Raw genomic sequence first — 25,472 nt, forward strand, 5'->3', positions numbered from 1 at the left:
CAAAATCGCGCGCCGGGCACCGGCGGCGCCGAGCCGCGGAATTCCACCCTTCCCATCGAGAGTTAACAGCGTTACGCTAACGCCACTAACCTACGAGCCGGGGGCCTTGCTCATGCTGATCCGCATCGCGCAATTCGTTACGAGATTCCCGCGGGCGATACTCGCCGGCGCGCTGGTCGTCGCATTGTTGTGCGGCGTCTTCGGAGCCACCGCGGCATCGGGGCTCAAATCCGGCGGCTTCGTCTCCGCGGACGCCGAATCCATCCGGGCCAGCGACCTGGTCGCGGAAAACTTCGAGGGTGCCGCGCCCAACTACATCTTGCTGGTCGATTCCGCGGAAGGAGTCGACTCGCCGGCCGTGCGGGCCCGGGCGCTGGCCGCCATCGAGACGATCCGGGGGCACCAGGACGCCTCGGAGATCCAGTCGTACTGGACCGCACCCTCGCCCGCGGTCGCCTCGGCGTTGCGCAGTACCGACGGCAAATCCGGGCTGATCGCGGTCCACCTGGACGGCGACGAAACTCAGATGCAGGAAGCCGCGGGCGAGCTCAGCGCACAGGTCACCGGTAGCGCCGACGGGGTCACCGTGCGCGCGGGCGGTGCCGCCGCGACCTTCCACGAGGTGAACGAGCAGATCACCCACGATCTGGCGGTCGCCGAGGCCGCGGCTATTCCGCTCACCCTGATCGTGCTGGTACTCGTATTCGGCAGCCTGATCGCCGCCTCGCTGCCGCTGCTGGTGGGTCTGTTCGCGATTGCCGCCACCCTGGCGATCCTGCGGCTGTTCACCCTGTTCACCGACGTATCCATCTACGCGATGAACCTCACGACCGCACTCGGCCTGGCGCTGGCCATCGACTACAGCCTGTTCATCGTGAGCCGGTTCCGGGAGGAACTCGCGAACGGCCGCGACCCCCGCGCCGCCGCCGTACGCACCCTGCAGACCGCCGGCCGGACCGTACTGTTCTCCGCGCTCACCGTGGCACTGTCGCTGTCGGCGATGCTGGTCTTCGACCTGTACTTCCTGCGTTCGTTCGCCTACTCCGGGGTCGCGGTGGTGGTGGCCGCGGCCGCCGCCTCGGTGATCGTGCTGCCCGCGGCGCTGGTACTGCTGGGCCATCGGGTGAACGCCCTGGACCTGCGCGCCCCACTGCTGCGGCTGTTCGGCCGCGAACCGGCTCCGCTCGGCGCCATGGTGCCGGAGCAGACCGGCTGGTACCGGCTGGTGCTGCGGGTGATGCGGTTCGCGGTCCCGGTTTCCGTGGTGATCGTGGCACTACTGCTGGCGCTGGGGTCGCCGTTCCTCTCGGTGAAATTCGGTTATCCGGACGAACGGGTACTGCCGACCACGGCGGCGAGCCGGCAGGTGGGCGACGAGGTCCGCGCCGAATTCCCGCGCGCCGATCCGGGCGGTAACACCACGATCGTGCTCGACGGCTACCACGACGAGAACGCCGTCGGCTCCTACGCGGCACGGCTGTCCGAGGTCGGTGATGTCAGCGGCGTGCTGTCGAGTGCCGGGGTCTATGTATCCGGCAACCGGCTCGCACCCACTCCACCCGGGATGGCCAACGACACCGGCACGTATCTGACCGTCAATTCCTCGCTCGACCCGTTCTCCCCGGCCGCCGGCGACCAACTGGCGGAACTCCGCTCGGTACCCGCACCGGCACCCCCGCTGTTCTCCGGCGCGGCGGCGATGAACGACGATTCGCTCGATGCGCTCGCCGACCGGCTCCCCCTGGCCGGGCTGCTGATCATCCTGACGACGTTCGCGGTGCTGTTCCTGTTCACCGGCAGCGTGCTCCTGCCGTTGAAAGCTCTCCTGTTGAACACCCTTTCGCTGACCGCCGCGTTCGGCGCCATGGTGTGGATCTTCCAGGACGGCCATCTCGAGGGACTGCTCGGTTTCACCGCCGTCGGCTATCTCGTGCCGACCATGCCGATCCTGATGTTCTGCCTGGCCTTCGGTCTGTCCATGGACTACGAGGTGTTCCTGCTCTCCCGGATCCGCGAGGAATGGCTGCGCCGGCGGGCAGGCCGTACCGGGAACGAGTTCGCCGCGGAGGACAACACCCAGTCCGTCGCCATCGGCGTGGCCCGTACGGGCCGGATCTTCACCGCGGCGGCCGTGCTGATGGCCATCGTGATCGGTGCCCTGACCACCTCCAAGGTGTCGTTCATCCAGCTGATGGGGCTGGGTCTGACGCTGACGGTCCTCGCCGACGCCACCCTCATCCGGGCGCTGCTGGTCCCGGCGCTGATGCGGTTGATGGGCCCGCTCAACTGGTGGGCGCCGAAACCGCTGGCCCGGCTGCACGCCCGGTTCGGTCTCGGCGAGGAGGCCGATGAGCGTACGGCCACCGCCGAACCACCGGTGCGCGTATGACCGGGCGGCCGAGATCTCCGCGCGGCTCCGGCGGCCGGTTACGCGCGGAGATCCTCACCGCCGCCCGGGAACTGCTCGAAAGAACCGGCAACGTCGGCGCGGTCTCCATCCGCGCGGTCGCGGAGGCGGTCGGGGTGAGCCCGCCCTCGATCTACCGGCATTTCGCCGATAAGGACGCGCTGATCGACGCCGCGGTCGCGGAGGTGTTCGAAGCGTTGAACACCGCGATGCACGATGCGGTGGATCCGGCGGAACCACCCACGTTGCGCATGCGCCGGCTCGGCCTGGCCTACGTCCGGTTCGCGCTGGACCACCCCGAGCAGTACCGGCTGGCAACGGTCCCGACCTCCGGCCGGGGAGCGGTGGATATGGTGCTGTCCAGCGGTGCGTTCCGGTACTTCGCCGAGACCATCGAAGAAGCCATGTCGGAAGGCTTCATCCGCCCAGGCGACCCCACCCCGGTCGTACTCGACCTGTGGGCCGCCGCGCACGGTATCGCCTCGCTGTTGCTGGCCAAACCCTATCTACCGTGGGGTGAACCGATGGCCGTCGCGGAACGGGTGCTCGACGCGGCCTGTTTCGGGCATGTGGTCAACGAACTGATCGGCGCCGCGGCGACACCGGAGGACAAGGCCCGGTGGGTGGTGGAATTCCGCGCCCGGATGGGCGAATCCGGGCCGGCTGCCGGCTGATTCAGCTGACCGCGTCGTCCGGCGCGGTGAAGGTATTGCACTGGGCCGTCCGGTTGTGCTCCACACCCAGCCCGAACCACCGGCCGCCGTTCTCCGGCGTGCCGTGATCGCGCATATCGCCGCGCTGATCGCCGCGATGGTCGGCGTCGGTGCGGGCCTCGGTCATCTGCTCCTGGGTCAGTGAACCACCGTCGGCCGAGGACACCAGATACATCCCGTCGAAACAGTTGGCCTGCAGTTCGACCCGGCGCGACAGTTCCAGACCGTCCGGGCTCTGCGCGCCCACATCGACGCGTTCGCTGTTGGCGGCCAGCAGGATTCCGGACAGGTTCTGGATGTGGTGCCCGTACTCGTGCGCGAACACCGACAGGTAGACCACCCAGTTGTCGCCGTAGTAGTCGGTCTGCAACTGGCTGATCGGCATGTAGACGGTACGGTTGGCCGGACAGTAGAAGGCGGCGAAATCGCTGGTGGAACCGGTGCACGGGGTGGAGATACCGTCCGTGGTCGCCGAAACGTGCACGGTCGGCGGTTCGAACGGCAACCCCGCGGCCTCCAGTACGGGCAGCCACGCCGACTCCAGGCATTTCTCGGCGCTGCCGAAGAACGCCCGGGCGGTGTCCTCGTCGGTCGACCATTCGGAGTACGGGCAGTTCGCGGGGACGAGTGTGGCGGCGGTATCGGTGAGCAGCGGATTGGTAGCGGTTTCGGCGGGGCCGGTTTCGCCGGTGTCGTAACTGTGGTCGGGTTGCGGTCCGAGCAGGCTCAGGCCACCCGAATCCAACGCGCCGCGTACCAGCGCCGAAAGCACGACGACGATGATCAGTAGCAGTATCCACAGCGTCCGGCCGCCGCCGCGGCGGGGGCGGGGCTGACGCCCACGCGGCGGCCGCTGCGGAACCGGGGGCGGCATGGGCGGTGCGACGATCGGCCGGTAACCGGGAATCGGACCCCGCGGCGGCGGCCCCGGACGCGGCGGATAACCGGGCCGCGGCGGCGGATAACCAGGGGCGGGCGGATATCCAGGGCGCCCGCCCTGCGGCGGCGGGCGATGCGGTTGCGCGGGCGGTGCACCGTAGGGCGGACGGCCGTGCGGCGGAACCGGTTGCCTCCCAGGAGGGACCGGCCCACGGCCGTAAGGTGGTTGCGTCACGCCCCCGGACCCCCTGTAACTCTCGAACACCAACAGCCGCTGACGAAGGATAGCAAGCTGTCTACAGTTACGAGTCATGCTCACTTTTCGGGGGGGCGCTGCGGCGCTGCTACTCGCTTTGACCGGATTGTTCACGCTGTGCACACCCGGCGCACCGGACGCCCGGGCCCAGCAGCCCGCCGGGGTGATCCTGAACTTGGACATGACGCTCAGCCGCGAAGGTGTCCTCGAGGTGACCGAGCGGGTGACGGTTCCCCCCGAGGGACACTTCACCATGTCCCTGCCGCTGCGGGTCCAGGTCAGTGAGGATTCCGAACGCCGGTTCGCGGTCACCGATATCGAAACCACCGGTCCCGGTAGCGCGCAGGTCGCCGACGACCTGTTCACCATCGACGCCGGCCCCGGCGAATCGACCTTCCGCTATTCGGTCCAGAACACCGTCAGCGACGCCGAGGGCAGCCAGGTGTTCCGCTGGTTCGGCGTACTCAATGTCGATATCGCCGAAATCCACGCCACGCTGATCAGCCCCAGTTTCGAAATGGGCATCGTGGACTGCGTCCTGGGCCCTATCGGCGAGACCCGGCCCTGCGCACAGGTGCGGATCGAACCCGACGGCGTGCTGTACCTGGATCAGACGAACCTCCGCAAGGGCGAATCGGTCGATCTGACCTTGCAGATCCCGCCCGGTACGGTCCCGGCCAACGCCGATATCACCGGCCCCGGGGACTCACCGTTCGCGATCACCGGGCCGGTCCTCATCGCCTTCGCGCTACTGCTCCTGGCACTGGCCGCACTCGCCGCCTACATCGTCTGGGCACGCCGGCAAACCGCGCCCGGCGAACCGCTGCCGCCACTGGTCCGCGCCGACGGCCGTACCCAGTTCAGCTCCCCCGCCGGAATTCTCCCAGGCGAAGCGGGTGTACTGCTGGACGAGCACGCCGACCCGACCGATATCGCCGCCACCGTCGTCGATCTGGCGGTCCGCAACTACCTGTGGATCGGTCGCACCGGGGAAACGGAGTGGCGGCTGGTCCGGGTCAACCCCGCCGACGAACAGCTGCGCCCCTACGAACGTGCGGTCTACGACGCGCTGCTGCCCGCGGGCGCCGCCGAGGTCGCACTCGCCGAACTGCGCGCTCCAGGCCGGCTTCCGGCCGAACCGCTGCGCGCCGCCATGCTCGCCGACGCGGTCGACCGCGGGGCGCTCATCGATCCGGCCCGCCGCCGTATCCCGCTGTGGCTGGGCGGCGCCCTCGTCGCCCTCGGCGCCGCGGTGACAGTGGCCGCCGCGCTGCTGTCCGGCCACGCGCTGGTCGGCGTGGCGATCGCCCTCGCCGGAGCCGGCCTGCTCGCGGCCAAGAAGTTCCTCCCCGCCCGCACCGCCTTCGGCCGCACCCTCACCGGCCAGGTGCGCGGACTGCAGCAGGGCCTGGAACAGGTGACCACCGAGCAGATCCCGGCCGGCGACCGGGAACTGGTGTTCTCCCGCGGCCTCCCCTACATGATCGTCTGGAGCCGCGCCGACAACTGGGTCCGCACCTTCCGCGATCTCGACCCCTCCGCCGACGACGACCCGGGCCTGTACTGGTTCGGCGGTTTCGAACGCGACCGCGACCTGCACCGCTTCGCCGGCCACTTCCCGTACTTCATCACCGCCGTCGAAGGACTGTTCCCACCCCGCTGACCCCGGCACCGCGATCCGGCCGGTCCGAAGGCGGACCCAGCGCTCGACGATATCGCCATGCCGATCGAAGCACTCGGCAGTTGTCCACAACCATCCACAACGAACCCGGCGGCGGCCGAACCCGGCAAGACCACAACGAGTTCGGCCACGCCGTGCCGACCATGCCCCGCAGCGCGGCCGAGCCCAGCGAGACCCTCGAAGCAGGTGGTCGGCGCACGCGCCTACCCGCCCAGCGCCTCCGCGTCCACCAAGGCCCGTGAAGGACCGAAGTCCCCGGAAACCGAACGCAACCACGGCGACGCCCAGTCTCATGAGGCCCTCGGAGGTTCACATAACCCCGGAGCCGAACGGGACCACGGCGGTGCCGAGTCTTACGAGGCCCTGAGAGGTTTTGGCCCGTCCCTGCTGTCAGTGCTCGATGCGACGCGCCGCAGGCGCGAGTGTCGAGTGCTGACAGCAGGGACTTAGGGGGGCCAAAACCCGCGGCGCCGAAGGCGCCGCAAAATTACACAGCCTGGAGGCGGCGGAGGGCGGCGAGTGGGTCGGTGTAGAGGGCGCTGAGGGAGGTGACCACGGCGGCGAACTCCTGCACCTTGGACGCGTAGCCGGTGACCCGGATGTCGGTGGGGGGCAGGACCGTCGCCTCGTTGAACGAGCGGGCGACATGCGCCAGGCCCGGCCGGTAGGTGGTGAAGGCCTGGCCGCCGAGCACTACGCGGTCGGGGTTGAGCATGTCTCGGACCAGGGCGACTGTGCGGCCGAGCACGGTGGCCCGTTCCGCGAGCAGTTCGCGGGCCGGTTCCGAGCCGTTCACGGCGGCGCGGTAGAGGTCACCGATATTCGAGCTGGCTTTCCCGTTGTGCGCGGGGATGATTCCGCGTCCGACCGCCCGTGCGTGCAGTCCACGGTCACCGACCGTGGCCTCCAGGCAACCGCGCCGGCCGCATTCGCATTCGACGTCCGAACCGGTCGGGAGATGCGCGATCGAACCGGGGCCGTTGCTCGGGGTGTGCACCCGGCCGTCCAGGGTCACCGAGATACCGGCGGTTTCGCGGACGTAGAAGTAGAGGCTGCTCCCGTGCAGTGCGGCCGCCGGGTCGGGGGCATCCGCCATATCCCCCTGTACACCGGGCAGCAGCAGTTCCGCGGCGGCCATCGCCTCGACGTGCGGGGCGACTGTGATCGGTAATCCGAGGACCTCGCTGAACACCGCGCCCACCTGCGCCGCCTGCCAGCCCAGTTTCGGATGATCGACGACACCGGTGGTCGGATCGACCCGGCCGCCGATGGCCACGCCCACCCACAGCGGGGTCCGGCGATACCACCGTTGCAGGAAGGCTTTCGCACTGTGCGCGACGGTTTTGACGGCGAATTCCTGGCCCGTTTGCGGGGTCGCGATGGTGAGTCCGCCCAGGATCCGGCCCCGGAGATCGGCCAGCACGATCCTGGTGGCCGCGGCACCGATATGGACTCCGAGGGTGCCGAAGGTGTCGATATCCACCTCGAACGGCACCCGGGGCCGGCCGACCGCGCCCGAGGCGGTGAGGTCGGCGCGCTCACGCAGCAAACCTGCCGTGAGCAGGGCGGAGACCTGGCGGTTGACGGTGGCGATACTCAAGCCGGTGGCGCGGGCGGTCTTGTCGCGGAAAACCGGGCCGGTGGTGGCGGAACGCAACACGGCCGCGGCCGGATTATCGGAGACCCGCAGGTCCGGGGGGACGACGGGACGGGCAACTCGGGTGCGGACAGCGGGAGCCTGCGACGAGATACGTTCGGCGGTACGGACAGCCATATGATTTCCTCGATGAATTCCGGCTCACGCCGGGATATGCCTATATGAACTACAACGAGGCGGCGAGTGGATCGAGATCGCTCAACCGCGGCGGCGGGAGCAACACAACTCGCGAGTGAGCGGCAACCGGAGACCGAGCGCGGCGGTCACATAAGTGACCGGCTTCGGTTTGGTGCCGCTGGTAGACATAACAAATAAATTAACATCCCTTACGGCACCACACCAAGGGGTTCGTCGTCGCCGTAACCCGCAACCGGGCGTTTCCCCAGGTGGTAGCGCATTTACCGGCGCGTCCGCCGCAATCCGTCCGGTACGGTCCGTCCGGCCACGCACCGGCCGGGCTCACCGCAGCGTGTTCGGCCGATATGCCCCGGTAGTCCGATTTCCGGTACCGTGCATCGAGCGCGAATTATCCCGGCACGGGCATTCCCCGGAAAAGTCCGGGAAATATATTCCCCACGCCGCCGCGGAAAATATTTCCCAGGAATTCACGGAGAATATTCCCCGCCCGGAAGAGGGAAATATCGGCGCGCCCACCGGGTGTGCCACTCCCGCGATCTCGCGGCGGATCTTCGCGGCCGCCCGGCAACGACGCCGGGTGATGACTTTTGCGAGACCTCGCGCCCGGGGGACGATCCGCCTTCGCGTCGGCCCGGAGCATATCGACCCTGGTCCGGGACCTTTTCCGCTGCTATGCTCCGGTCTCGAGTGGGGAGTGACGAAGGGGGAGAACGATGTCCATCCCAGATCTGGGGCAGCAAGCCGGGATCCGGCTGTACGAGGCGGCTCGCGCCGGTGAGTTCCGAATGTCCGAGGAGGTCGCGCGGGAACTGGCCGCCTCTTGTGACCGGCTGGTGGAACGACTACAGGCGGCCCGTAACGGCGCCAACGGCATCACCCAGGTATCCGGTTTTCCGGTCCTGCCCTCGGGCCGTGCGCTGACCGCCGGTTTCGGCGCGAAGGGCCGGGAACTTCTCGATGTGCTCCTCGCCTTCGAACAGGCGGCACTCCGCCACAAGGCGGCCTATCTGGCGGCCGCCGCACTGTTCGAAGAAGCCGACGCCGCCAACGGTGCCGCACTCGCCACAGCGCTGGCGGATACCGGCACGCTTACGGCATCATAGCGAATCACGCAGGGGCACAGCAGTATTGAAACCATACGGTCCGGCATCCCGCCAGGTGAGCACGGACCGCACGAACAAGGGGGCCGACCGTGGCACAACAGGGGCAAACCGGCGCACCGACCGCCGGCACCGATCCGGCCTATGTGCCAGATCGCGAGGTTTTCGATTCCTACACCCATCAGCAGATCTGGGACCTGGTCCATGAGCCGCTGGCACCGGCCGAACTACGCCGCGTGGCCGACGTCTGGGGTACGGCCGCGAACATTGTCGAATCGGCATTCGACGAACACGCCCGCGAACTCAACCGGCTCTCCGGCGAATGGTCGGGTTCCGCGGCGGCCGCCGCGCACGGGGCGGCGACCGCCCTGATCCGGGCCGGTGACGATACCGCCGCAGTCTGCCGGGTGCTGCAGCAGCTCATGGCGGCGAATTCCGATGCCGCGGAAGCGGTCCGGGCGGCCATACCACCGCCGCCGCAACCCTACCGGCCGGATCCGGACCCCGCGGTCGAGGCGGCGACCGGCGGCCCTCGCCGCACCGCGTACAACACCGCCGCGGCGGCAGCAACGGCAACCGCCCAGGACACCATGACCTACACCTACAACCCGACGATCCCGGCGAGCGGCGACAATATCCCCCGCTTCCCCGCTGTCGACGCGGCGACGGAGACCACCGAGATATCGGGGCTCGCCGGCGTGCCGGCACTGCCCGCGGCCCCGGGCACGGATTCCGGGCCGGGAACAGGGTCCGCCCGCGAACCGGGCGGCACCGGCCCGGCCGGAACCACTGTCGCGCCGGGCGCCGGCGAAACGACCACCGGCTCACCACCGGAGCGAGCCGGTACGAACCCGCTGGTCGGCGCCCGCCCGGATATACCGGAGCAGGTATCCGTATCGACCGGCCGCACCCGCACGTCCTCCCCGGCGCAACCGCCCACAGTTCCAGCCGAATCCCCCGTGGCGCCGGATCGGCCACCCGCGAGTCCGGAGGGAACCACGGCCGATTCCACGCCGCCCACGGACGCTCCGGGAGCCGCACCACCACCGCCCGCAGACGCTCCGGAATCCGTATCGGCGCCGTCCGCGCAACCACCGGCAGGCACAACACCCGCCGGCGCGGCTCCCGCACCGGATGCCGCTCCCGCCGGGACGGACCCCACGGGCCGATCCGCCCCGTCCACACCGACTACGTCACCCGGCGCGAACCCGGGCAGCACCGACCAAGCACCACGCCCGATACCGGGTCCTTCGACCACCCCGCCCGCGCCGATCCCAGCGGGCACAAGCCCCGCCAACCCGGCCCCAGCCCAGCCACTCACCACCGCGCCGACCCCGGCCGGCGCAGGTCCGGCGAACCCCGCCCCGGCTCAACCGATTTCCACCACAACACCCAGCACGCCGCTCCTGAACAGCGCATACCCGGCCAACCCGAGCCCAGCCCAGCCGATTTCGACCACACCGCCCAGCACGCCGATTCCGACCGGCACAAGCCCGGCCACCCCGGTCCCAGCCCAACCACTTTCCACCGCGCCACCCAGTACGCCGATCCAGACCGGCACAAACCCAGCAAACCCACTCGCGGGTCAGCCTGCGCCCGCCGCGTCGCCCAGCGCGCCGGCCGGGCCCGCGCCCGCGGGTTACGGCAACCCGCCCGGCACGCCCGCGGGCTCCGGTCATACTCCCGGCCCCGCCACGGCCGGGTACCGCCCGGGAGCGTCCGTGCCCACAACCGGTCCGGACATCTCCCCGCCCGCTGTTCCAGGTCCCTCTGCTCTCACCGGTGCAGGCCCCGCCGGCCCGGAAAGCAACGGTTCGGGTCCGGGCACCACCCGCCCCGGCAGCCCGACTGTGGATCGCGAACCGCTCGGCCCGGCGGGAACCGCCGCAGAAAGTCCGGGTACCCGGGCGGGCGAACACGAGCACCCGGGCGGGCGACCGGGCCGGCTGGTGCCCGCCGGGGTACCGCTGCCCACGGGCACCACAGCACCGCCACGCACGGCCGGCCCCGAACGATCGAGTCCCGATTACCTACAAGCCCCGAACGAGGATCTGACCGCGACCGAGCCGGCGGTCCCCCCGGTACTCGGCGAGTACACCGAAGCCGAACGGGCCGAACGCGCCGATCCGGGTGGCGGGAGCCACTGATGGAGTGGGTGTTCACGCCGGACGAGTTCAGTCACCTCTGGCAGACCGAAACAGGACTCGACCGGCGCCCCCACCCCATCGATCTCGCCCCGCGGGCGACCGCCGCCACCGAGCGGGAGCGGTCCGCGCTGGAACTGGACCGCCGGTTCCCACCCAACGGCGACCCCGATCTCACCGGCACCCTGCACTTCCTGGCCCGCACCGATGTCACCCGGATCACCGTTTTCGGCGACGAGTTCGACGGCCGGGAACGCTGCGGCGAGCCCGTGCTCGCGGTCGCTGTCGGATTCGGTAACTGGGGTGCGCTGGTGCGGGCCCGGGCCGGGGAGATCACGGTGATCGCCTGCCACGCGCGAACCGTGGGCAAACATGTGGTCAGCACGCTCGGTCCGGCGCGGGCGGGCAAGCTGCCCGCCATGCGGGAACCACGTTCGGCCGTGCTCTGCCCGGAGCCCGGTCTCGGCGAGGCGGACGACGCCGCGATCCGGGCCGGGCGATTGCGGGCGGCACTACATCGGCCGATCGACGCCCGGGGGTTCTTCACGATCGCCGTCGCCCCGGAAAACCCCATGTCGCCGCCACCGATCCACCGCACCTGGCTCGATTTCACCGATGACGGGCGTTATCTGCTCGCTGCCGGCGCCGACCTTTCGCTCACCCCGATCGGTGATTCCGGTCTGGCCGCCGAACTCACCCGGCTCGCGCGCTTGCGCTGACCGGGCTTATTTCTGCTTCGCCGCCGCTTTCATCTTCTTCTTGAACGCGCGGACTTCGAGCAGGGTCTCGCTGTCGACGATATCGGCCGCCGAGCGCCGCGACCCCGGCTCGGCATAGTCGCCGGCCGCCGCCTCCCAGCCGGGCGGGCGGATATCGAGTTGTTTGCCCAATAGCGCGAGGAAGATCCGGGCCTTCTGGTCGCCGTACCCCGGCAGCGCTTTCAACCGCTTCAGCACCTCTTTGCCGTCCGGGTCCCCGGCGGTCCAGATCGCCGTCACGTCGCCGTCGTAGGTTTCGATCACATAGCGCGCCAGGTCCTGGATCCGCCGCGCCATGGACCGGCCGTAACGGTGGATGGCGGGTGGTGTCGCGGCCATCTCCTCGAATTCGGCCTGATCGGCCGCGGCGATCGCGTGGATATCGAGCCCGCCCATCCGGTCGGCGATCTTCTTCGGACCGCGGAAGGCATGTTCGAGCGGGTACTGCTGGTCCAGGAGCATCCCGATCACCAGCGCCAGCGGGCTCTGCGATAACAACTGGTCCGCCTCGGGATCCTGCGCCAGACACAATTCGGCCATAGCCTTCTCCTCACCGCGCCTATTGAGCATGAGCGGGGCCCGCGTGATGACGCTGCGCTGCCGGCCTCCGGTCCTGACCGCTCGTGCTCGGGACTACAGCGATGATCCCACGGCCTGCGCGCGCATATTAGGCTCGCCCCATGCCAGACACGGCGATATACCCACCCACCACACTGGATGGACACGGACCCATGGACAGTTTCGGGTTACGCCCCGACCGTTTCGACTCCGCCGGCCAGGATCAACTGGTCGATATCCGCGATCTACAGGCCACGCTCCCCGGACTCACCCGGCTGCGGGAATGGGCACACGAAGCGCTCGCACTGCAACCGGGTGAACACGCCGTCGATATCGGCTCCGGCACCGGATCAGAGGTCATCGCCTTCGCCGAAGCGGTCGGGCCCACCGGCCTGGCCGCCGGCGTCGAACCCGACCCCAGCCTGCTCGCCACCGCCGAACGACGGGCCGCCGAGACCCGTTCGACCGCGACTTTCCACTCCGGCGATGCCTACGGTGTGCCGTTCGGTCCCGAAACCTTCGACGCCGTGCTGTGCGAACGGGTGTTCCAGCACCTCACCGCACCCGCGCGTGCGGCCCGGGAAATCGCCCGCGTGCTGCGCCCGGGTGGCCGGACCGTGGTGATGGATGCCGACTGGGGTTCGGCGATCGTGCACCCCGGCGATACCCGGGTGGTCCGCGAGGTCGTCGACACCCTGATCTCGGCGACCACGAATCCCTATTCGGGCCGCCGATTGCAGGGGCTGCTCACCGCCGCCGGCCTGGAGGTCGAGAGCACCGGGTCGCACGCGTTGGTCCAGCAGCGTTCGGTGGGAGCCGGCGCACTGGTCAGCAGGGTTTCCGCGATGGCCGTGGCGCGCCGGGTGATCACCGAGACAGAACGGGAACGGCTGCTGGCCGATCTGGCCGCGGGCGCCGCGAGCGGGGATATCCACCTGTCGGTGACCATGTTCGCCGTGTACGCCCGTAAACCGGCCTGATCGGCCGGACGTCCTACTTCAGCAGTTTCTCGGTCGCCGCCAGGAGCACGCAGGTCGCCAACCCGTCCATGGCCTGCTCCAGCTCCGGCAGCGCCGGGAAACTGGGGGCGATCCGGATGTTCTTGTCCTCCGGATCCTTCTTGTACGGGAAGGCCGATCCGGCGGCGGTCAAGGCGATACCGGCGTCCTTCGCCAATTCGATGACCCGCGATGCGGTGCCCTCGAGCACGTCGAGGCTGACGAAGTAGCCGCCTTTGGGTTCGGTCCAGGAAGCGACCTTGGACGACCCCAGGCGTTCCTCGAGGATCCGCAGCACCAGTGCGAACTTGGGTTCCAGGATGGCGCGATGCTTCTGCATATGCGCGCGCACCCCGGCGGCGTCACTGAAGAAACGCAGATGGCGTAGCTGGTTGATCTTGTCCGGCCCGATGCTCTTCTTCGCGGCATGGCCCAGGTACCAGTTCAGGTTCTCGGTGGAGGCACCGAAGAAGCTCACGCCCGCACCGGCGAAGGTGATCTTCGAGGTGGAGGCGAAAACCAAGGGACGGTTCGGGTTTCCGGCCGCCGCGGCGAGCGAGAGCACGTCGAGCACCGGTGCCGCGGTATCGGTCAGCGGATGCACGGCGTAGGCGTTGTCCCAGAACAGCCGGAAGTCGGGGGCTGCGGCCGGCATCGAAACCAGTTCCCGGACAACATCTTCGGAGAACACCACACCGGTGGGATTCGAGTAGTTGGGTACCGCCCACAAACCCTTGATCTGCGGGTCGGCGGCCAGCAGTTCGGCGATCATCCGGGTGTCCGGCCCGTTCTGCAGCATCGGCACCGGGATCATCTCGAAACCCAGGGATTCGGTGATCGCGAAATGCCGGTCGTAACCCGGACTGGGACACAGGAATTTGACCACCGGCTCATCGGCCCAGCGCCGCGGCGAATCGGGCAGCCCGTACAGGGTGGCGTAGACGATGCTGTCGTGCATCAGTTCGAGACTGGCGTTACCGGCGGCGATCAGATTGTCGACGCCGATCCCGAGGAGTTCCCCGAAGATGGCACGTAGCTCCGGAAGCCCGTGCAGACCACCGTAGTTCCGGCAATCGGTTCCGGTGCCGTCCCGGAAATCACCGTCGCCGGGCAGCGAGAGCAGCGCCGAGGACAGGGCGAGTTGTTCCGGCGACGGCTTACCCCGGGTCAGATCGAGAGCGAGCGCAGCGGCCTGCAGTGTCGCGTAGTTCGCGGACTGGAGTTCGTGCTCGGCGGCGAGTTCCTCGGGACTCATCAAACCGATCTGGGTTTGCCGGGGCATGCTGGACAGCCTTTCCAACGACCTGGTGGGGTGAATGCGCTTATGAGCGGCCGGTGTGACGGCCGCCCCGGGCCACGTTACCCGTAGGGCCCGGACGGCCGGGAGGTGTTGGGATTCTCGGTGTACACCGCCGTACGGTCGGTGTGCTGTTGCGCGGAACACAGCGGCGGGCGGGGCAGCGATGTGGTGGCGGAGCGAAGTCACGCGGGGCCCGTCACTCACCTGTCCAGGGATTCACTCACCTGTCCAGGGATATCGAACAGTTGCGATGGGGCGAGAAATGGAAGCGGAGCCGATGCCCGCTCACGTAACGCTGAACGCGGTCCGGATTAAGGGGACCCCGCGCACCCGGCAGAGCCCGTTGACCCTTGCTGCCTTCCGGCCCTGGGGGAGTTCACAGGATGCGCGCCGCGCGGGATCCGTCGGCCAGTGTAGCGGCTCCCGGCGACCACCCGCTCCAGGGGGCCGAGTTAGAGCCCGGCGAACGAGTCCGGTGCCGGGGCGGCCGGCACGGGAGCGACATCCCGGAGCGCCGTGGTTCGCAGTCCACCGAGCGCCCGACCCGAACGAAACGGCCCCGACGGTAGTGAGCACTACCGTCGGGGCCGACTGCGGAGGATGCGGGATTCGAACCCGCGAGGGCTGTTAACCCAACCCGCGTTCCAGGCGAGCGCCATAGGCCACTAGGCGAATCCTCCGCCGAGCAGCATACCTGCCACCCCGCACATCGTGAAAACGCCCGTTCGGCAGCCGCGACCGCCGCCACCCGACCGGCGTTGACATAGCACGAATTCCCTTATCCGGCAAGATGTCCAGGTGATCGGCCCGCTGAGCACCCAATTGTGACGGCCGTCGCGCCCGGCCGGGCCGACGGTGCCATGATGGGCGCCGTGGATCCCCAGGTGATCGAGATCGTTCAGAGTTCCCCGGCCTGGTGGCAGTCGTGGCTGCCGCTGCTCGGTTCGCTCGCGCTCGGTGGTGCGGCCGTGATCGCCGTACTGGTCAACAATCGGACGAACCGGGATGCGATCGCCGCCGCCGACGAGCGGGCTCAGCGCACCCTCTCCGTCGCGGCCCAGCAGCAGAACGACAGCGCCCAGCGACAGGCCGACACCACCCGGCTATCCCTCGATGCCGCCCACCATCAGGTGGAATCCGCCCATGCCGTGGCGTTGGTACAGGCCGGTGAGCATTGGCGCCGGGATGCCGTCGTCGCGGCGGTGGCCGATTCGCTGGGGATGTCCAGCCGCATCTGCCAGGCGCTGCGCCGCGACGAGGACTGGACCGATGAACTCATCGGCGATCTGATCCACGATCTGGAGGCCGGCTCCGACCGGGCCAATGTCCTGCGCCTGGTGGGCTCGGACCCGCACTACAAGCAGTGGCGCCGGCTCGCCGATACCCTCTCCGACGTGCTGCTCTCGGCCCTCACCCTGCAACGCAAGAAGTTGCAGGACGCCCCGCCGGAGGAGATCCGCGCCGCCCGCGACCACAAGACGCAACTGCTCGGCGAGGTGCGCGTCGCCGAACGCGAACTCATCGTCGCCACCCGCGAAGAAATCGGCATCGACCCGAGCTGAGTAACCGCGGAGCCGGTGAACAGACAGCGCCGATTTGCCATAACGCCGTGTCCGAGCACGCGCTCCGGCGGACCGGGTCGGCAGGGCGCGTCCTCAAGCGAGCAGCCGGGGAAGTTCACGCACAACATCCGCCACATGGCCGATGTAGCTGTCGACTTCTACGACACCGGGGTCGGCGTGCATCGACAGCGTGACGGTCTCCCCCAGCCCGTGGACCCCGTGTGTGAGATGCATCACGGAGCCGAGCGCGGGAAATCCGCCGGTGAACCGCACCGGGGCGCCGCCGAAGGCGAGATCCGCCGGGCCCCGGTTCACGCTGGAGACCACGGTATGCCCGGTGATCTGCTCGGGCACGCTGTCGATAGGGTAGCCGCGGACGTCGCGGCGCAGGAACAACGGCGGGACCACCGCGGTGACGGCGTCCTGTGCGTCCAGCAGCGGATGCCCGGCCCGCTCCCGGCGAGCCGCCAGCTCCGCCGCGATCCGGGCCGCCCGGGTGCGCGGTGCACGCTCGCCGGCGGCCAGGTCCACGCCCAGGCTGCGGTAGTTGTTCCGGACACCGGGGCGTGGCGGTAAAGCCATGGGTACCTGCGCGCCCAAGCGCGTAACCTCTTCGCCGCGCTCCCGCAGGTACCGCTCGAGCGCGATCGAAACGACCGTCAGCCCGACCACTGTGACGCTCAGCCCGGGGATCCGGAAATCGTCCGCCGGACACACCACCATCCGCACCACATGCCCCGCCACGTCGACGGGACCGTTGAGTGGTCCCGGCGGATACCCGTCTCCGGGCGGCGGCACCAAACCGGCCGCGGTGAGCGCCGCGAGTTCGTTGCGTGCCTGCGCGGCGGCCGTACCGCGCCGGACCGTGCGCACCACCCCGAGCGGCAGCACGGCGGCGGCACGGAGCGAAGCAACACGCGCCCGGAAGGAGAGACGTTCACCCACCGATGTCTCGGGCTCAACTCCCGGCATGCTCTGCCCCACCCGCGACCCGGAGTCCTGTTCTACGGGCCCAGACCGACCGGCCTGAGGGTGTTCGACAGCTGCGACGCCGGTTTCCGCCCCCGGTCGCGCAGGCTCGGTGAACAGGGCGCGGGCGAGGTCGGCGGCTCCGCGGCCGTCGACCAGCGCGTGCGAGATCTGCAGGACGACCACGGTCACCTGCGGATCGGGCGCTGGACTGTCGCGGATTCCACGGAAAAAATGCAGCAGCCATGGGTGTTCCGTCGCGTCGACGCCGGTGCCGGCCAGCTCGCCGAGGGCGGTGAGGAGTTCCGGCCAGACCGGTGTGGTGAGCCGGTGCTGCCGGACCTGCGCGGGTTCGGGCGCGGCGGGAATCCACCTCGGATAGGCCAGGCCGGTGGGATCGTCGCGTAACCGCACTCGTAGCTCGGGTATCGCGGCGCAGCGCGACAGGATGCCGGTACGCAGTTCGGTGTCCGTACGGGCGGACTCCGCGAAGCAGTAGAGGAGGAACTGGTCGTTGCGGGTGCGCCGGGACAGCCAGTACATGGTGGCGTCCGGGGCTGCCAGCGAGGTCACCGGCCGACCCTAACGTCGCGCGGCGGGCAGCAAGCAAAGGCCCCGGGCCGCTGGGCCCGGGGCCGTACTGCCTGATATCGGGACAACCTCAGGCGCCGCGGAAATCTCCTGCCGACACTCCGGACAGGAACTCGGCCCATTCGCCGGGCGCGAAGGCCAACACCGGTCCGTTACCGCGGTCCTTGGTATCGCGGACCGCTACGTTGCCGTCTCCGAGAAATGCCACCTCCACGCAGTTCCCGTCCGGGCCGCTGTATGAACTCTTCCGCCACACAGCACCCGTCATATCCACCTTCACGGCACTGCACTCCTTCGCTGCGTCGATAATTCGATTCCTGCATAGTTCCTGAACTAGCTGGTACCCGGTGGAGAGCACCGAATACATAGATGCACGCGCAGATAGCGAGCAAATATCCGGTTTGCCAGGATCGGACTCGCACTGTCCGCGAACACATCTGACGCGATGGCTCAAACCCCTTGTGAGCGGCCCCGCATCGGGAAGACTAGCAGGTTCTGCCGGGATTTGCCGATCTCTTGCCAACTGGGCCAATACCCTTGGCAATCCCGCTAAGATGTCGCATTGCTGCGCAATTGCGGACTTATAAGGAAGACTTTGCTCGAAAATATCCGGAATGGATCGGAATGGACCAATGTGATTGTTACGTGATCGCCCATTCATCCTATGTCAATCCCTCTAACGCACACTCCGCAGGGGCCTGAGCGCCGATACGGAAGGGCCCCGCGCCGGTTCCGCGGAAACACAGCGCGATGATGGCCGTATGCCCGAACGCGATCGCGACGACCAGGGACGCGCCGCCAATGCCCGCCCCCGGGACCGGCTGGGACGCCCGCTACCACCGGGTTCGCCCGGCATCCCGCGGATACCCGACGAGCTGGATCTCCCGCCGGACGAAGCACTCGCCTACGCCCAGCACCTGCTGGACCAGGGCCTGGCCTTCCACGCGCACGAGGTACTGGAATCCGTCTGGAAGAACGGCCCCGAGGCCGAACGCATGCTGTGGCAGGGTCTCGCGCAATACGCCGTCGGCCTGACCCATATCCAGCGCGGCAATCGCACGGGCGCGCGTACGCTGCTGCACCGCGCGATCGGCCGGATCCGCGCCTTCGACCCCACCACCGCGGGCCACCCCGCCGGCGCCCTCCCCTACGGTCTCGACGGCCCGGGCCTGATCGCCCATGCCGAAGCCCTGCTCGCCGAGCTGGACGCCTCGGCCCCGGAATCGTCCGGCCGGCCGCCCGGCGACCCCGCGCCGGCACCCCTCATCGACGAGTCCAGGCTCTTCCCCCGCCTCGTCCGCGACCTACCATGACAACGATGCCCACCGACCCCGCGGCCGGCGCCGGCCGGTACGCCCCCAGCCCTTCGGGGGATCTGCACCTCGGCAATCTGCGCACCGCGTTGCTGGCCTGGCTGTTCGCCCGCAGCACGGGCCGCCGCTTCGTCCTGCGTATCGACGATCTGGACCGCGTCCGCCCCGGTGCCGAAGCCCGCCAGATCAGCGATCTGGCCGCCCTCGGCCTCGACTGGGACGGCCCGGTACTGCACCAATCCGACCGGCTCCCCCGCTACGACGCGGCCGTCGAACAGCTCACCGCCGCGGGCCTGACCTACGAATGCTTCTGCACCAGACGGGAGATCCAGCAGGCCGCCGCCGCCCCGCACGGACCGCAGGGCGCCTATCCGGGCACCTGCCGCGACCTCACCACGGCCGAGCGCGCCGAGCGCCGCGCCGCCGGCCGCCCCGCCGCGCTCCGCCTGCGGGCCGGGCGGCCCGATTTCGAGATCACCGATCGCCTGCACGGCACCTACCGCGGACCCGTCGACGATCTCGTGCTGCGCCGCGGCGACGGAATCCCGGCCTACAACCTGACCGTCGTGATCGACGATGCCGAACACGGTGTCGACCAGGTGGTCCGCGGCGACGACCTATTACCCTCCACCCCGCGGCAGGCCTACCTCGCCACCCTCCTCGGCCTGCCGGTGCCCGAGTACGCCCACGTCCCGCTGGTGCTCAATACCGCGGGGCAGCGCCTGGCCAAACGCGACGGTGCGGTTACCCTCGCCGATCGGCTGGATCGCGGCGACTCCGTACAGGGAGTGGTCGCGATGTTGGCTGCCTCACTCGGATCGGCGGGCGGGACCGCGCGCGAACTGCTCACCGGTTTCGATCCCGACCGGCTGCCACGCACGCCGTGGGTGCTCGACCCCGACAGCTTGGTGTGCGCGGCCGGCGGTCCGTAATCTGGCCTGCGACCGGGTCTTTACGATTTTCGAGTTCAGGCAGGCGAAATGACCAGTGGCGGGTACGACCCCAGCAACCACCCCCAGGCCGGGCGGCCGTACGGGCAGCCACCGCAGTACGGGGCGCCCGGGCCGTACGCGCCACCGCCGGGACCACCCCCGCAGTCCCCACCGTACGGGCAGCAGCCCCCGCCCCCGGCCGCGAAGCCGCAGCCACCCACCTACGAGCAGACGGTGCATCCGCAGCGGCAGTACGGCGGGCACCAGTACGGGCAGTTCCAGCCCGCGTTCGGGGTCCCGGGCAAGCTGTGGCCGCGTTTCACGGCCCGGCTGATCGACAACCTGATCGTGGCGCTGCCGCTGTCGATCCTGCTGAATTTCGTCCTCGTACCGAATATGGAGGGTTTCGGCGGCGTCTCGGTCAGTTACGCGATCGTCTTCGCCGCTGTCCTGGTGTACTTCGTGCTGATGGAGAGCCGGACCGGGGCGACGCTCGGCAAGAAAATCCTCGGGCTCAAGGTGGTGGCACCGAACGGGGCGCCGACGGTGCCGTTGCTCGCCTCCCTGAAACGCAATGTCTACCTTGCCGTCTCGATCGTCCCGTGCCTGGGCTGGGTGATCGGCCTCGCCCTGATGATCTATATGGCCGCCACCCTGGACAAAGACCCGAACAAACAGGGCTGGCACGACAAGCTGGCCGGTGGAACCCAGGTCATCGAAGCGTAACCAGGCAGGACCTCGCGCTCAGGCACAGCAGACACAGCCCGAGCGCGTCGGGCCGGGGGCCTCACACCCCGTTGACCGCGATCATGAACACGATGTACAGCACGATCAGGACGATCACCCCGACGCCCACCCAGATCCCGGCCAACGCCAGTCCGCGACCCTCCTGACCGGTTTCCCGGATCTGGTTGAGCGCGATCACACCCATGATGATCCCGGCGAGGGCGCCGATACCGCACCCGCAACCCACCAGCGAGCTGATCAGCGAGGCGATGGCGAGCCCGTTCGTACCCCGGTTGGCCGGATAGCCGTACGGCTGATAACCCACCGGGTATCCGGCGCCCTGGGGCGTGGCCGGGTACGGGTTCGCGGGATAGGCCGGTGTCGCCGGATAGGGGTTCGGCGGCGGCGTCATCGGATTCGCGGTGGGCGGCACCGAATAGGACGGAGTCGCGGGCGGCGGCACCGGAGTGGGCGCCGGAGCCGAAGGGTACGACGGGTAACTGGACGGTTCGCCCGCGGACGGCTGCGCGTTCGCGGGATCCGACGATACGCCCGACCCCCCGTACTGCTTCCACCATTCATCGGAGTTGCCGGGGTTCGTCATGGTTACACCCTATTCGAGAGTTTGATTGGATAGCCGGGTGGAAGATTCGAACAAACCCCCGTTACCCGGCAAGTCTGGACACCCCGCGTCCGGTCACGCGGCATTCGCCCAGGTGGCGCGGGGGTATTACACACCGATCGTCGTGTTGTTCACGGCAACACTGCTCATCTCCAATATCTGCGCGACCAAAGGGGTGCAGTTCTTCTCCGGCAGCTCGCTGACCCTGGGCCCGCTGGAGATCCTGCCCGTCACCACCGACGCCGCGTTCTTCTTGTTCCCCCTGGCCTATGTCCTCGGTGACGTGCTCAGCGAAGTCTACGGTTTCCGTGCGACCCGGCATGCCGTGTTCTACGGGTTCGCCGCGCTGCTGCTGATGGTCGGCTGTTTCGCCGTGGCGATCCAGTTGCCCCCGGCGGTGTTCTACGAGAACCAGGAAGCGTTCCGCAGCGTTATCGGCACCACTCCGCAACTGGTGGCGGCCGGGCTGGCCGGCTATGTGGTGGGCCAGCTGCTCAATTCCGCGACCCTGGTGCTGATCAAGGAAAGGACCCGCGAGAAGCACCTGTGGGCACGGTTGATCGGTTCGACCGTGGTGGGCGAACTGGCCGATACCCTGATCTTCTGTTCCATCGCCGCAACCGCCATCGGTATCGACAGCTGGAGTCAGTTCGTCAACTATGTGATCGTCGGATTCCTGTGGAAAACCCTGGTCGAGGTGGTGATGCTACCGGTGACCTACCAGGCGATCGCCCTGCTCAAGAAGCACGAACCTACCTACGCGTCCCGCGACACCACCCCACTTCGCTCCTGACCCTGATGGTCCAGACCACGGGCGAGGCCCGCCCCTGGTCTGGACTGACGGAGGCCTCAGGGTGCCGTGATCCGCCCCTTCCAGCGGCCCAGCGTCTCGGCCCGGAACTCGTCGAAATATCCGCCGTCGATACTGGCCCGGATCCGGTCGACCAGCCGGACCGTGTACCGCTCGTTGTGAATCGTGCACAGCGTAAAGGCCAGCATCTCCTTCGCCTTGAACAGGTGGTGGATATAGGCGCGGGTGTAATGGGCGCAGGTGTAGCAGTCGCAGGTTTCGTCGATCGGGGTGAAATCCCGTTTGAACCGGAGCGTATCGATATTGAACCGGCCGGCGTCCACGTAGATCCCGCCGTTGCGTCCCACCCGGGACGGATTCACGCAGTCGAAGGTGTCCGCGCCGGCCTCGATGGCGGCGAACATATCCTCCGGTTCGCTGATCCCGAGCATATGGCGCGGTTTGTCCGCGGGCAGTTCGTCGCAGCACCAGCCGACGATGGTGCCCAGGTTGTGTTTCTCCAGCGCACCGCCGATCCCGTAGCCGTCGAATTCGCTTCCCGCGGCGCCGCGGATCTCGGCGAGCTCCCGGGACGCCTTGCGCCGCAGGTCCTCGTACTGCGCGCCCTGTACCACCGCGAACAGCGCCTGGTACGGCCGGTGCGTGCGGGCCGCGGTGAGCCGTTCGTGCTCGTCGATACAGCGCTGCGCCCACCGATGCGTGCGCTGCACCGATTTCTCCTGGTAGCCACGGGTGTTCATCAGCGTGGTGAGTTCGTCGAAGGCGAACATGATGTCGGCGCCCAGCTGATGCTGGATACCCATGGAGACCTCGGGGGTGAACCGGTGGGTCGACCCGTTCAGATGCGACCGGAAGGTCACCCCGTCGTCGTCGACGGTGGCGAGGCGCTCCTTACCCTTGGCGATCACATCGTCGTTCTGGACGCCGACGGTTTCCATCGCCAGTACCTTCTTGAACCCGACACCGAGCGACATCACCTGGAAGCCGCCGCTGTCGGTGAAGGTGGGCCCGGGCCAGTTCATGAACGCGGCCAGGCCGCCGGCCTCGTCGACGATATCCGGGCCGGGTTGCAGGTACAGGTGGTAAGCGTTGGCGAGCAACGCCTGCGCGCCCAGCTCACCCATCGTCTCGGGCAGCACCGCCTTCACCGTCGCCTTGGTACCCACCGGGATGAAGGCGGGGGTGGCGACGGAACCGTGCGGGGTCCGGATCACCCCCGTCCGGCCGTGCCGGCCGTCGAGGCGGGTACCGATGCTGAACGAGAAACCGGGGCTGTCGGACACGCCCGCCATCCTCGCAGGCAGCAAATCAGGCGGGGTCCATGGGGCCTGAGCGGGGCCCTGCGTGGTGACGCTGCGCTACCGCCTCCGGGCCTGACCGCTCAGGCTGTATCCATGGGCCCGAGCGGGGGCCCTGCGTGGTGACGCTGCGCTACCGCCTCCGGGCCTGACCGCTCAGGCCTCGACCGCGGCTGCCGCGAATTGGGCGCTGTAGAGGCGGTAGTACGCCGCCCGGCGTTCCAGCAGTTCCTCGTGGGTGCCCTGTTCGACGATGCGACCGTCCTCCATCACCACGATCAGATCGGCGTCGCGGATGGTGGACAGGCGGTGTGCGATGACGAAACTGGTGCGGTCGCGGCGCAGTTCCGCGGTGGCCTGCTGCACCAGTAGCTCGGTGCGGGTGTCCACCGAACTCGTCGCCTCGTCGAGCACCAGGATCGTGGGTTTGGCGAGGAAGGCGCGGGCGATGGTGATCAGCTGTTTCTCGCCGGCGCTGACCCCGGTGCCCTCTTCGTCGATCACGGTGTCGTACCCGTCGGGCAAGGAGTGCACGAAACGGTCCACGTAGGCGGCGCGGGCGGCGGCGAGGATTTCTTCCTCGGTCGCGTCCGGATCGCCGTAGGCGATGTTCTCCCGGATGGTGCCCTTGAACAGCCAGGTGTCCTGCAACACCATGCCGATACGGGAGCGCAGCCGGTCGCGGCTGAGTGCGGTGATATCCACCCCATCGATGCTGATCATGCCGGAATCGAGTTCGTAGAACCGCAGCAGCAGGTTCACCAGGGTCGTCTTCCCGGCGCCGGTGGGCCCGACGATCGCCACCACATGCCCGGGCTCGGCGACGAGCGAGAGCTGCTCGATCACCGGCTGCTCCGGGTGGTATCCGAACGCGACATCGGTGAATTCCACCAAGCCGCGCTCGGGCGGAACGGTGATCTCCTTCGCCGGGTCCGGGCTCTGCTCGTCGGCGTCGAGGATGTCGAAGATCCGCTCCGCCGAGGCAACCCCCGACTGCAGCAGGTTCGCCATGGCACCGATCTGTGTCAGCGGCTGGCTGAACTGGCGCGAGTACTGGATGAAGGCCTGTACCTCACCCAGCGACAACTGGCCCGAGGCCACCCGCAGCCCGCCGATCAACGCGACGAGCACGTAGTTCAGGTTCCCGAGGAACATCGACGACGGCATGATCAGGCCGGAGATGAACTGCGCCTTGAAACTGGACTGGTACAGCTGCTCGTTGCGCTCGTCGAATTCGGCGCCCACCTGCTTGCTGCGACCGAACGCGGTAACCACCTCGTGGCCCGTGTAGGCCTCTTCGACCTGCGCGTTCACCAGGCCGGTGTACCGCCACTGATTCACGAAATGCGGTTTGGAGCGTTTGGCGATCTGCGCTGTCACGACAATCACCGCGGGCACCGTGAGCAGGGCGATCAACGCCAGCAGCCAGGAGATCCAGAACATCATTCCGAGAATGCCCAGGACGGTGAGCAGCGAGATCAGCAGCTGGCTCATGGTCTGTTGCAGGCTCTGCGAGATATTGTCGACGTCGTTGGTGACCCGGCTGAGCACATCGCCGCGCGGTGCGGAATCGAAGTAGCTCAGCGGCAGCCGGTGGATCTTGTCCTCCACATCGGCGCGCAGGCGTTTGATGGTCCGGTTGATCAGGTCGTTGAGCAGATAGGCCTGCAACCAGCCGAAGAGGGCCGCGCCCAGGTACAGCACCAGGACCAGGGTCAGTACCCGGCCGACGGCGTCGAAATCGATCCCGACACCGGGTACCACGTCCATCCCCGTCAGCATGTCGGCAAAGGTGTCCTGGCCCTGCGCCCGTAGCCCGGCGATGGCCTGGTCCTTGCTCACCCCGGCCGGCAACTGTCGGCCGACCACCCCGTCGAAGATCAGGTTGGTGGCCTTGCCGAGCAGATACGGGCCGGCGATATTGAGCACCACCGAAACGACACCCAGCGCGACGATCAGCACCACCAGCAGCCGTTCCGGTGCGAGCCGCCCCACCAGCCGCTTCAGCGACGGTTTGAACGATCTCGGTTTCGCGTCGGGCGCACCCGCCATCCCCGGT

The 25,472-nt window shown here is 68.5% G+C and carries 21 protein-coding genes, 1 tRNA gene and 1 other RNA gene; 12 read left to right on the plus strand and 11 right to left on the minus strand.

The features are described 5' to 3' along the window. Nucleotides 1-112 precede the first annotated feature (112 nt). Complete coding sequence (locus ACQEVO_RS29220) at nucleotides 113-2,389, plus strand: MMPL family transporter (RefSeq protein WP_432919629.1); 2,277 nt, start codon at nucleotides 113-115, stop codon at nucleotides 2,387-2,389. Then, a complete protein-coding gene (locus ACQEVO_RS29225; protein ID WP_432919631.1) occupies nucleotides 2,386-3,081 on the plus strand; it encodes a TetR/AcrR family transcriptional regulator in 696 nt (231 codons plus the stop codon). Before ACQEVO_RS29220 ends, ACQEVO_RS29225 begins: the two co-directional genes overlap by 4 nt. Nucleotide 3,082: 1 nt before the next feature. Here ACQEVO_RS29225 and ACQEVO_RS29230 read toward each other — a convergent pair whose 3' ends face one another. Continuing rightward, nucleotides 3,083-3,994: a neutral zinc metallopeptidase gene (locus ACQEVO_RS29230; RefSeq protein WP_432919633.1), complete on the minus strand. Its 912-nt coding sequence runs from the start codon at nucleotides 3,992-3,994 to the stop codon at nucleotides 3,083-3,085. A gap of 316 nt (nucleotides 3,995-4,310) precedes the next feature. Between ACQEVO_RS29230 and ACQEVO_RS29235 the strand changes: the two genes are divergently transcribed. Next, nucleotides 4,311-5,918, plus strand: coding sequence for a DUF2207 family protein (locus ACQEVO_RS29235; protein WP_432919635.1), 1,608 nt, complete (start codon nucleotides 4,311-4,313; stop codon nucleotides 5,916-5,918). Nucleotides 5,919-6,423: 505 nt separating this feature from the next. Here ACQEVO_RS29235 and ACQEVO_RS29240 read toward each other — a convergent pair. Continuing rightward, nucleotides 6,424-7,710 (minus strand): ROK family protein, encoded by a 1,287-nt coding sequence (locus ACQEVO_RS29240; protein WP_432919637.1) that lies wholly within the window; start codon nucleotides 7,708-7,710, stop codon nucleotides 6,424-6,426. Nucleotides 7,711-8,444: 734 nt separating this feature from the next. Between ACQEVO_RS29240 and ACQEVO_RS29245 the strand changes: the two genes are divergently transcribed. The 3 genes from ACQEVO_RS29245 (at nucleotide 8,445) to ACQEVO_RS29255 (ending at nucleotide 11,694) form a co-directional block, all read left to right on the plus strand. Then, nucleotides 8,445-8,834: a hypothetical protein gene (locus tag ACQEVO_RS29245; RefSeq protein ID WP_432919639.1), complete on the plus strand. Its 390-nt coding sequence runs from the start codon at nucleotides 8,445-8,447 to the stop codon at nucleotides 8,832-8,834. Nucleotides 8,835-8,923: 89 nt separating this feature from the next. Continuing rightward, entirely contained in the window at nucleotides 8,924-10,978 is a 2,055-nt protein-coding gene (locus ACQEVO_RS29250; RefSeq protein WP_432919641.1) for a hypothetical protein, read from the plus strand. Further along, nucleotides 10,978-11,694: an ESX secretion-associated protein EspG gene (locus ACQEVO_RS29255; protein ID WP_432919643.1), complete on the plus strand. Its 717-nt coding sequence runs from the start codon at nucleotides 10,978-10,980 to the stop codon at nucleotides 11,692-11,694. The genes ACQEVO_RS29250 and ACQEVO_RS29255 overlap by 1 nt, the downstream gene beginning before the upstream one ends. A gap of 6 nt (nucleotides 11,695-11,700) precedes the next feature. Here the strand turns inward: ACQEVO_RS29255 and ACQEVO_RS29260 are convergent, their stop codons facing one another. Then, on the minus strand, nucleotides 11,701-12,273 hold the full coding sequence (locus tag ACQEVO_RS29260; RefSeq protein WP_432919645.1) for an HhH-GPD-type base excision DNA repair protein: 573 nt from the start codon (nucleotides 12,271-12,273) through the stop codon (nucleotides 11,701-11,703). Between the two features lie 191 nt (nucleotides 12,274-12,464). Between ACQEVO_RS29260 and ACQEVO_RS29265 the strand changes: the two genes are divergently transcribed. Continuing rightward, complete coding sequence (locus ACQEVO_RS29265) at nucleotides 12,465-13,271, plus strand: methyltransferase domain-containing protein (RefSeq protein ID WP_432923143.1); 807 nt, start codon at nucleotides 12,465-12,467, stop codon at nucleotides 13,269-13,271. Between the two features lie 13 nt (nucleotides 13,272-13,284). Here ACQEVO_RS29265 and ACQEVO_RS29270 read toward each other — a convergent pair whose 3' ends face one another. The 3 genes from ACQEVO_RS29270 to ACQEVO_RS29280 form a co-directional block, all read right to left on the minus strand. Next, nucleotides 13,285-14,571, minus strand: coding sequence for an aminotransferase class I/II-fold pyridoxal phosphate-dependent enzyme (locus tag ACQEVO_RS29270; RefSeq protein ID WP_432919647.1), 1,287 nt, complete (start codon nucleotides 14,569-14,571; stop codon nucleotides 13,285-13,287). A gap of 329 nt (nucleotides 14,572-14,900) precedes the next feature. After that, an RNA gene (ffs, locus tag ACQEVO_RS29275) (signal recognition particle sRNA small type) lies at nucleotides 14,901-14,995 on the minus strand. A gap of 188 nt (nucleotides 14,996-15,183) precedes the next feature. After that, nucleotides 15,184-15,269: transfer RNA gene (locus ACQEVO_RS29280), tRNA-Ser, on the minus strand. Nucleotides 15,270-15,413: 144 nt separating this feature from the next. On the opposite strand from ACQEVO_RS29280, the gene ACQEVO_RS29285 reads away from it, so the two are divergent. Next, nucleotides 15,414-16,151: a hypothetical protein gene (locus ACQEVO_RS29285; protein ID WP_432919649.1), complete on the plus strand. Its 738-nt coding sequence runs from the start codon at nucleotides 15,414-15,416 to the stop codon at nucleotides 16,149-16,151. A 93-nt stretch (nucleotides 16,152-16,244) separates the two neighbouring features. Here the strand turns inward: ACQEVO_RS29285 and ACQEVO_RS29290 are convergent, their stop codons facing one another. Further along, the gene (locus ACQEVO_RS29290; protein ID WP_432919651.1) at nucleotides 16,245-17,693 is read right to left on the minus strand and encodes a wax ester/triacylglycerol synthase domain-containing protein; all 1,449 of its coding nucleotides are present in this window, start codon (nucleotides 17,691-17,693) and stop codon (nucleotides 16,245-16,247) included. Between the two features lie 88 nt (nucleotides 17,694-17,781). After that, entirely contained in the window at nucleotides 17,782-17,991 is a 210-nt protein-coding gene (locus ACQEVO_RS29295; RefSeq protein WP_432919653.1) for a DUF397 domain-containing protein, read from the minus strand. Nucleotides 17,992-18,472: 481 nt separating this feature from the next. Here ACQEVO_RS29295 and ACQEVO_RS29300 point away from each other — a divergent pair, with 481 nt between their 5' ends. From ACQEVO_RS29300 to ACQEVO_RS29310, 3 genes are read left to right on the plus strand one after another with little or no spacing between them, the layout of a single operon-like run. Continuing rightward, nucleotides 18,473-19,024 carry a DUF309 domain-containing protein gene (locus ACQEVO_RS29300; protein WP_432919655.1) on the plus strand — a complete coding sequence of 184 codons (552 nt, stop codon included), beginning with the start codon at nucleotides 18,473-18,475 and terminating at the stop codon, nucleotides 19,022-19,024. After that, complete coding sequence (gene gluQRS / locus ACQEVO_RS29305) at nucleotides 19,021-19,956, plus strand: tRNA glutamyl-Q(34) synthetase GluQRS (protein ID WP_432919657.1); 936 nt, start codon at nucleotides 19,021-19,023, stop codon at nucleotides 19,954-19,956. The genes ACQEVO_RS29300 and gluQRS overlap by 4 nt, the downstream gene beginning before the upstream one ends. A gap of 48 nt (nucleotides 19,957-20,004) precedes the next feature. Next, on the plus strand, nucleotides 20,005-20,682 hold the full coding sequence (locus tag ACQEVO_RS29310; protein ID WP_432919659.1) for an RDD family protein: 678 nt from the start codon (nucleotides 20,005-20,007) through the stop codon (nucleotides 20,680-20,682). Between the two features lie 61 nt (nucleotides 20,683-20,743). On the opposite strand, the gene ACQEVO_RS29315 is transcribed toward ACQEVO_RS29310, so the two are convergent. Further along, nucleotides 20,744-21,286 (minus strand): DUF4190 domain-containing protein, encoded by a 543-nt coding sequence (locus ACQEVO_RS29315; RefSeq protein WP_432919661.1) that lies wholly within the window; start codon nucleotides 21,284-21,286, stop codon nucleotides 20,744-20,746. A 37-nt stretch (nucleotides 21,287-21,323) separates the two neighbouring features. On the opposite strand from ACQEVO_RS29315, the gene ACQEVO_RS29320 reads away from it, so the two are divergent. Further along, the gene (locus ACQEVO_RS29320; RefSeq protein WP_432919662.1) at nucleotides 21,324-22,097 is read left to right on the plus strand and encodes a queuosine precursor transporter; all 774 of its coding nucleotides are present in this window, start codon (nucleotides 21,324-21,326) and stop codon (nucleotides 22,095-22,097) included. Nucleotides 22,098-22,153: 56 nt separating this feature from the next. Here ACQEVO_RS29320 and tgt read toward each other — a convergent pair whose 3' ends face one another. Then, on the minus strand, nucleotides 22,154-23,407 hold the full coding sequence (tgt, locus tag ACQEVO_RS29325) for a tRNA guanosine(34) transglycosylase Tgt (protein ID WP_432919663.1): 1,254 nt from the start codon (nucleotides 23,405-23,407) through the stop codon (nucleotides 22,154-22,156). A gap of 162 nt (nucleotides 23,408-23,569) precedes the next feature. Beyond that, nucleotides 23,570-25,465 (minus strand): ABC transporter ATP-binding protein, encoded by a 1,896-nt coding sequence (locus tag ACQEVO_RS29330; protein ID WP_432923146.1) that lies wholly within the window; start codon nucleotides 25,463-25,465, stop codon nucleotides 23,570-23,572. Nucleotides 25,466-25,472 lie beyond the last annotated feature (7 nt).

Origin of the sequence: Nocardia sp. CA-290969, assembly GCF_050936135.1 — a bacterium.
Taxonomy (GTDB): domain Bacteria; phylum Actinomycetota; class Actinomycetes; order Mycobacteriales; family Mycobacteriaceae; genus Nocardia.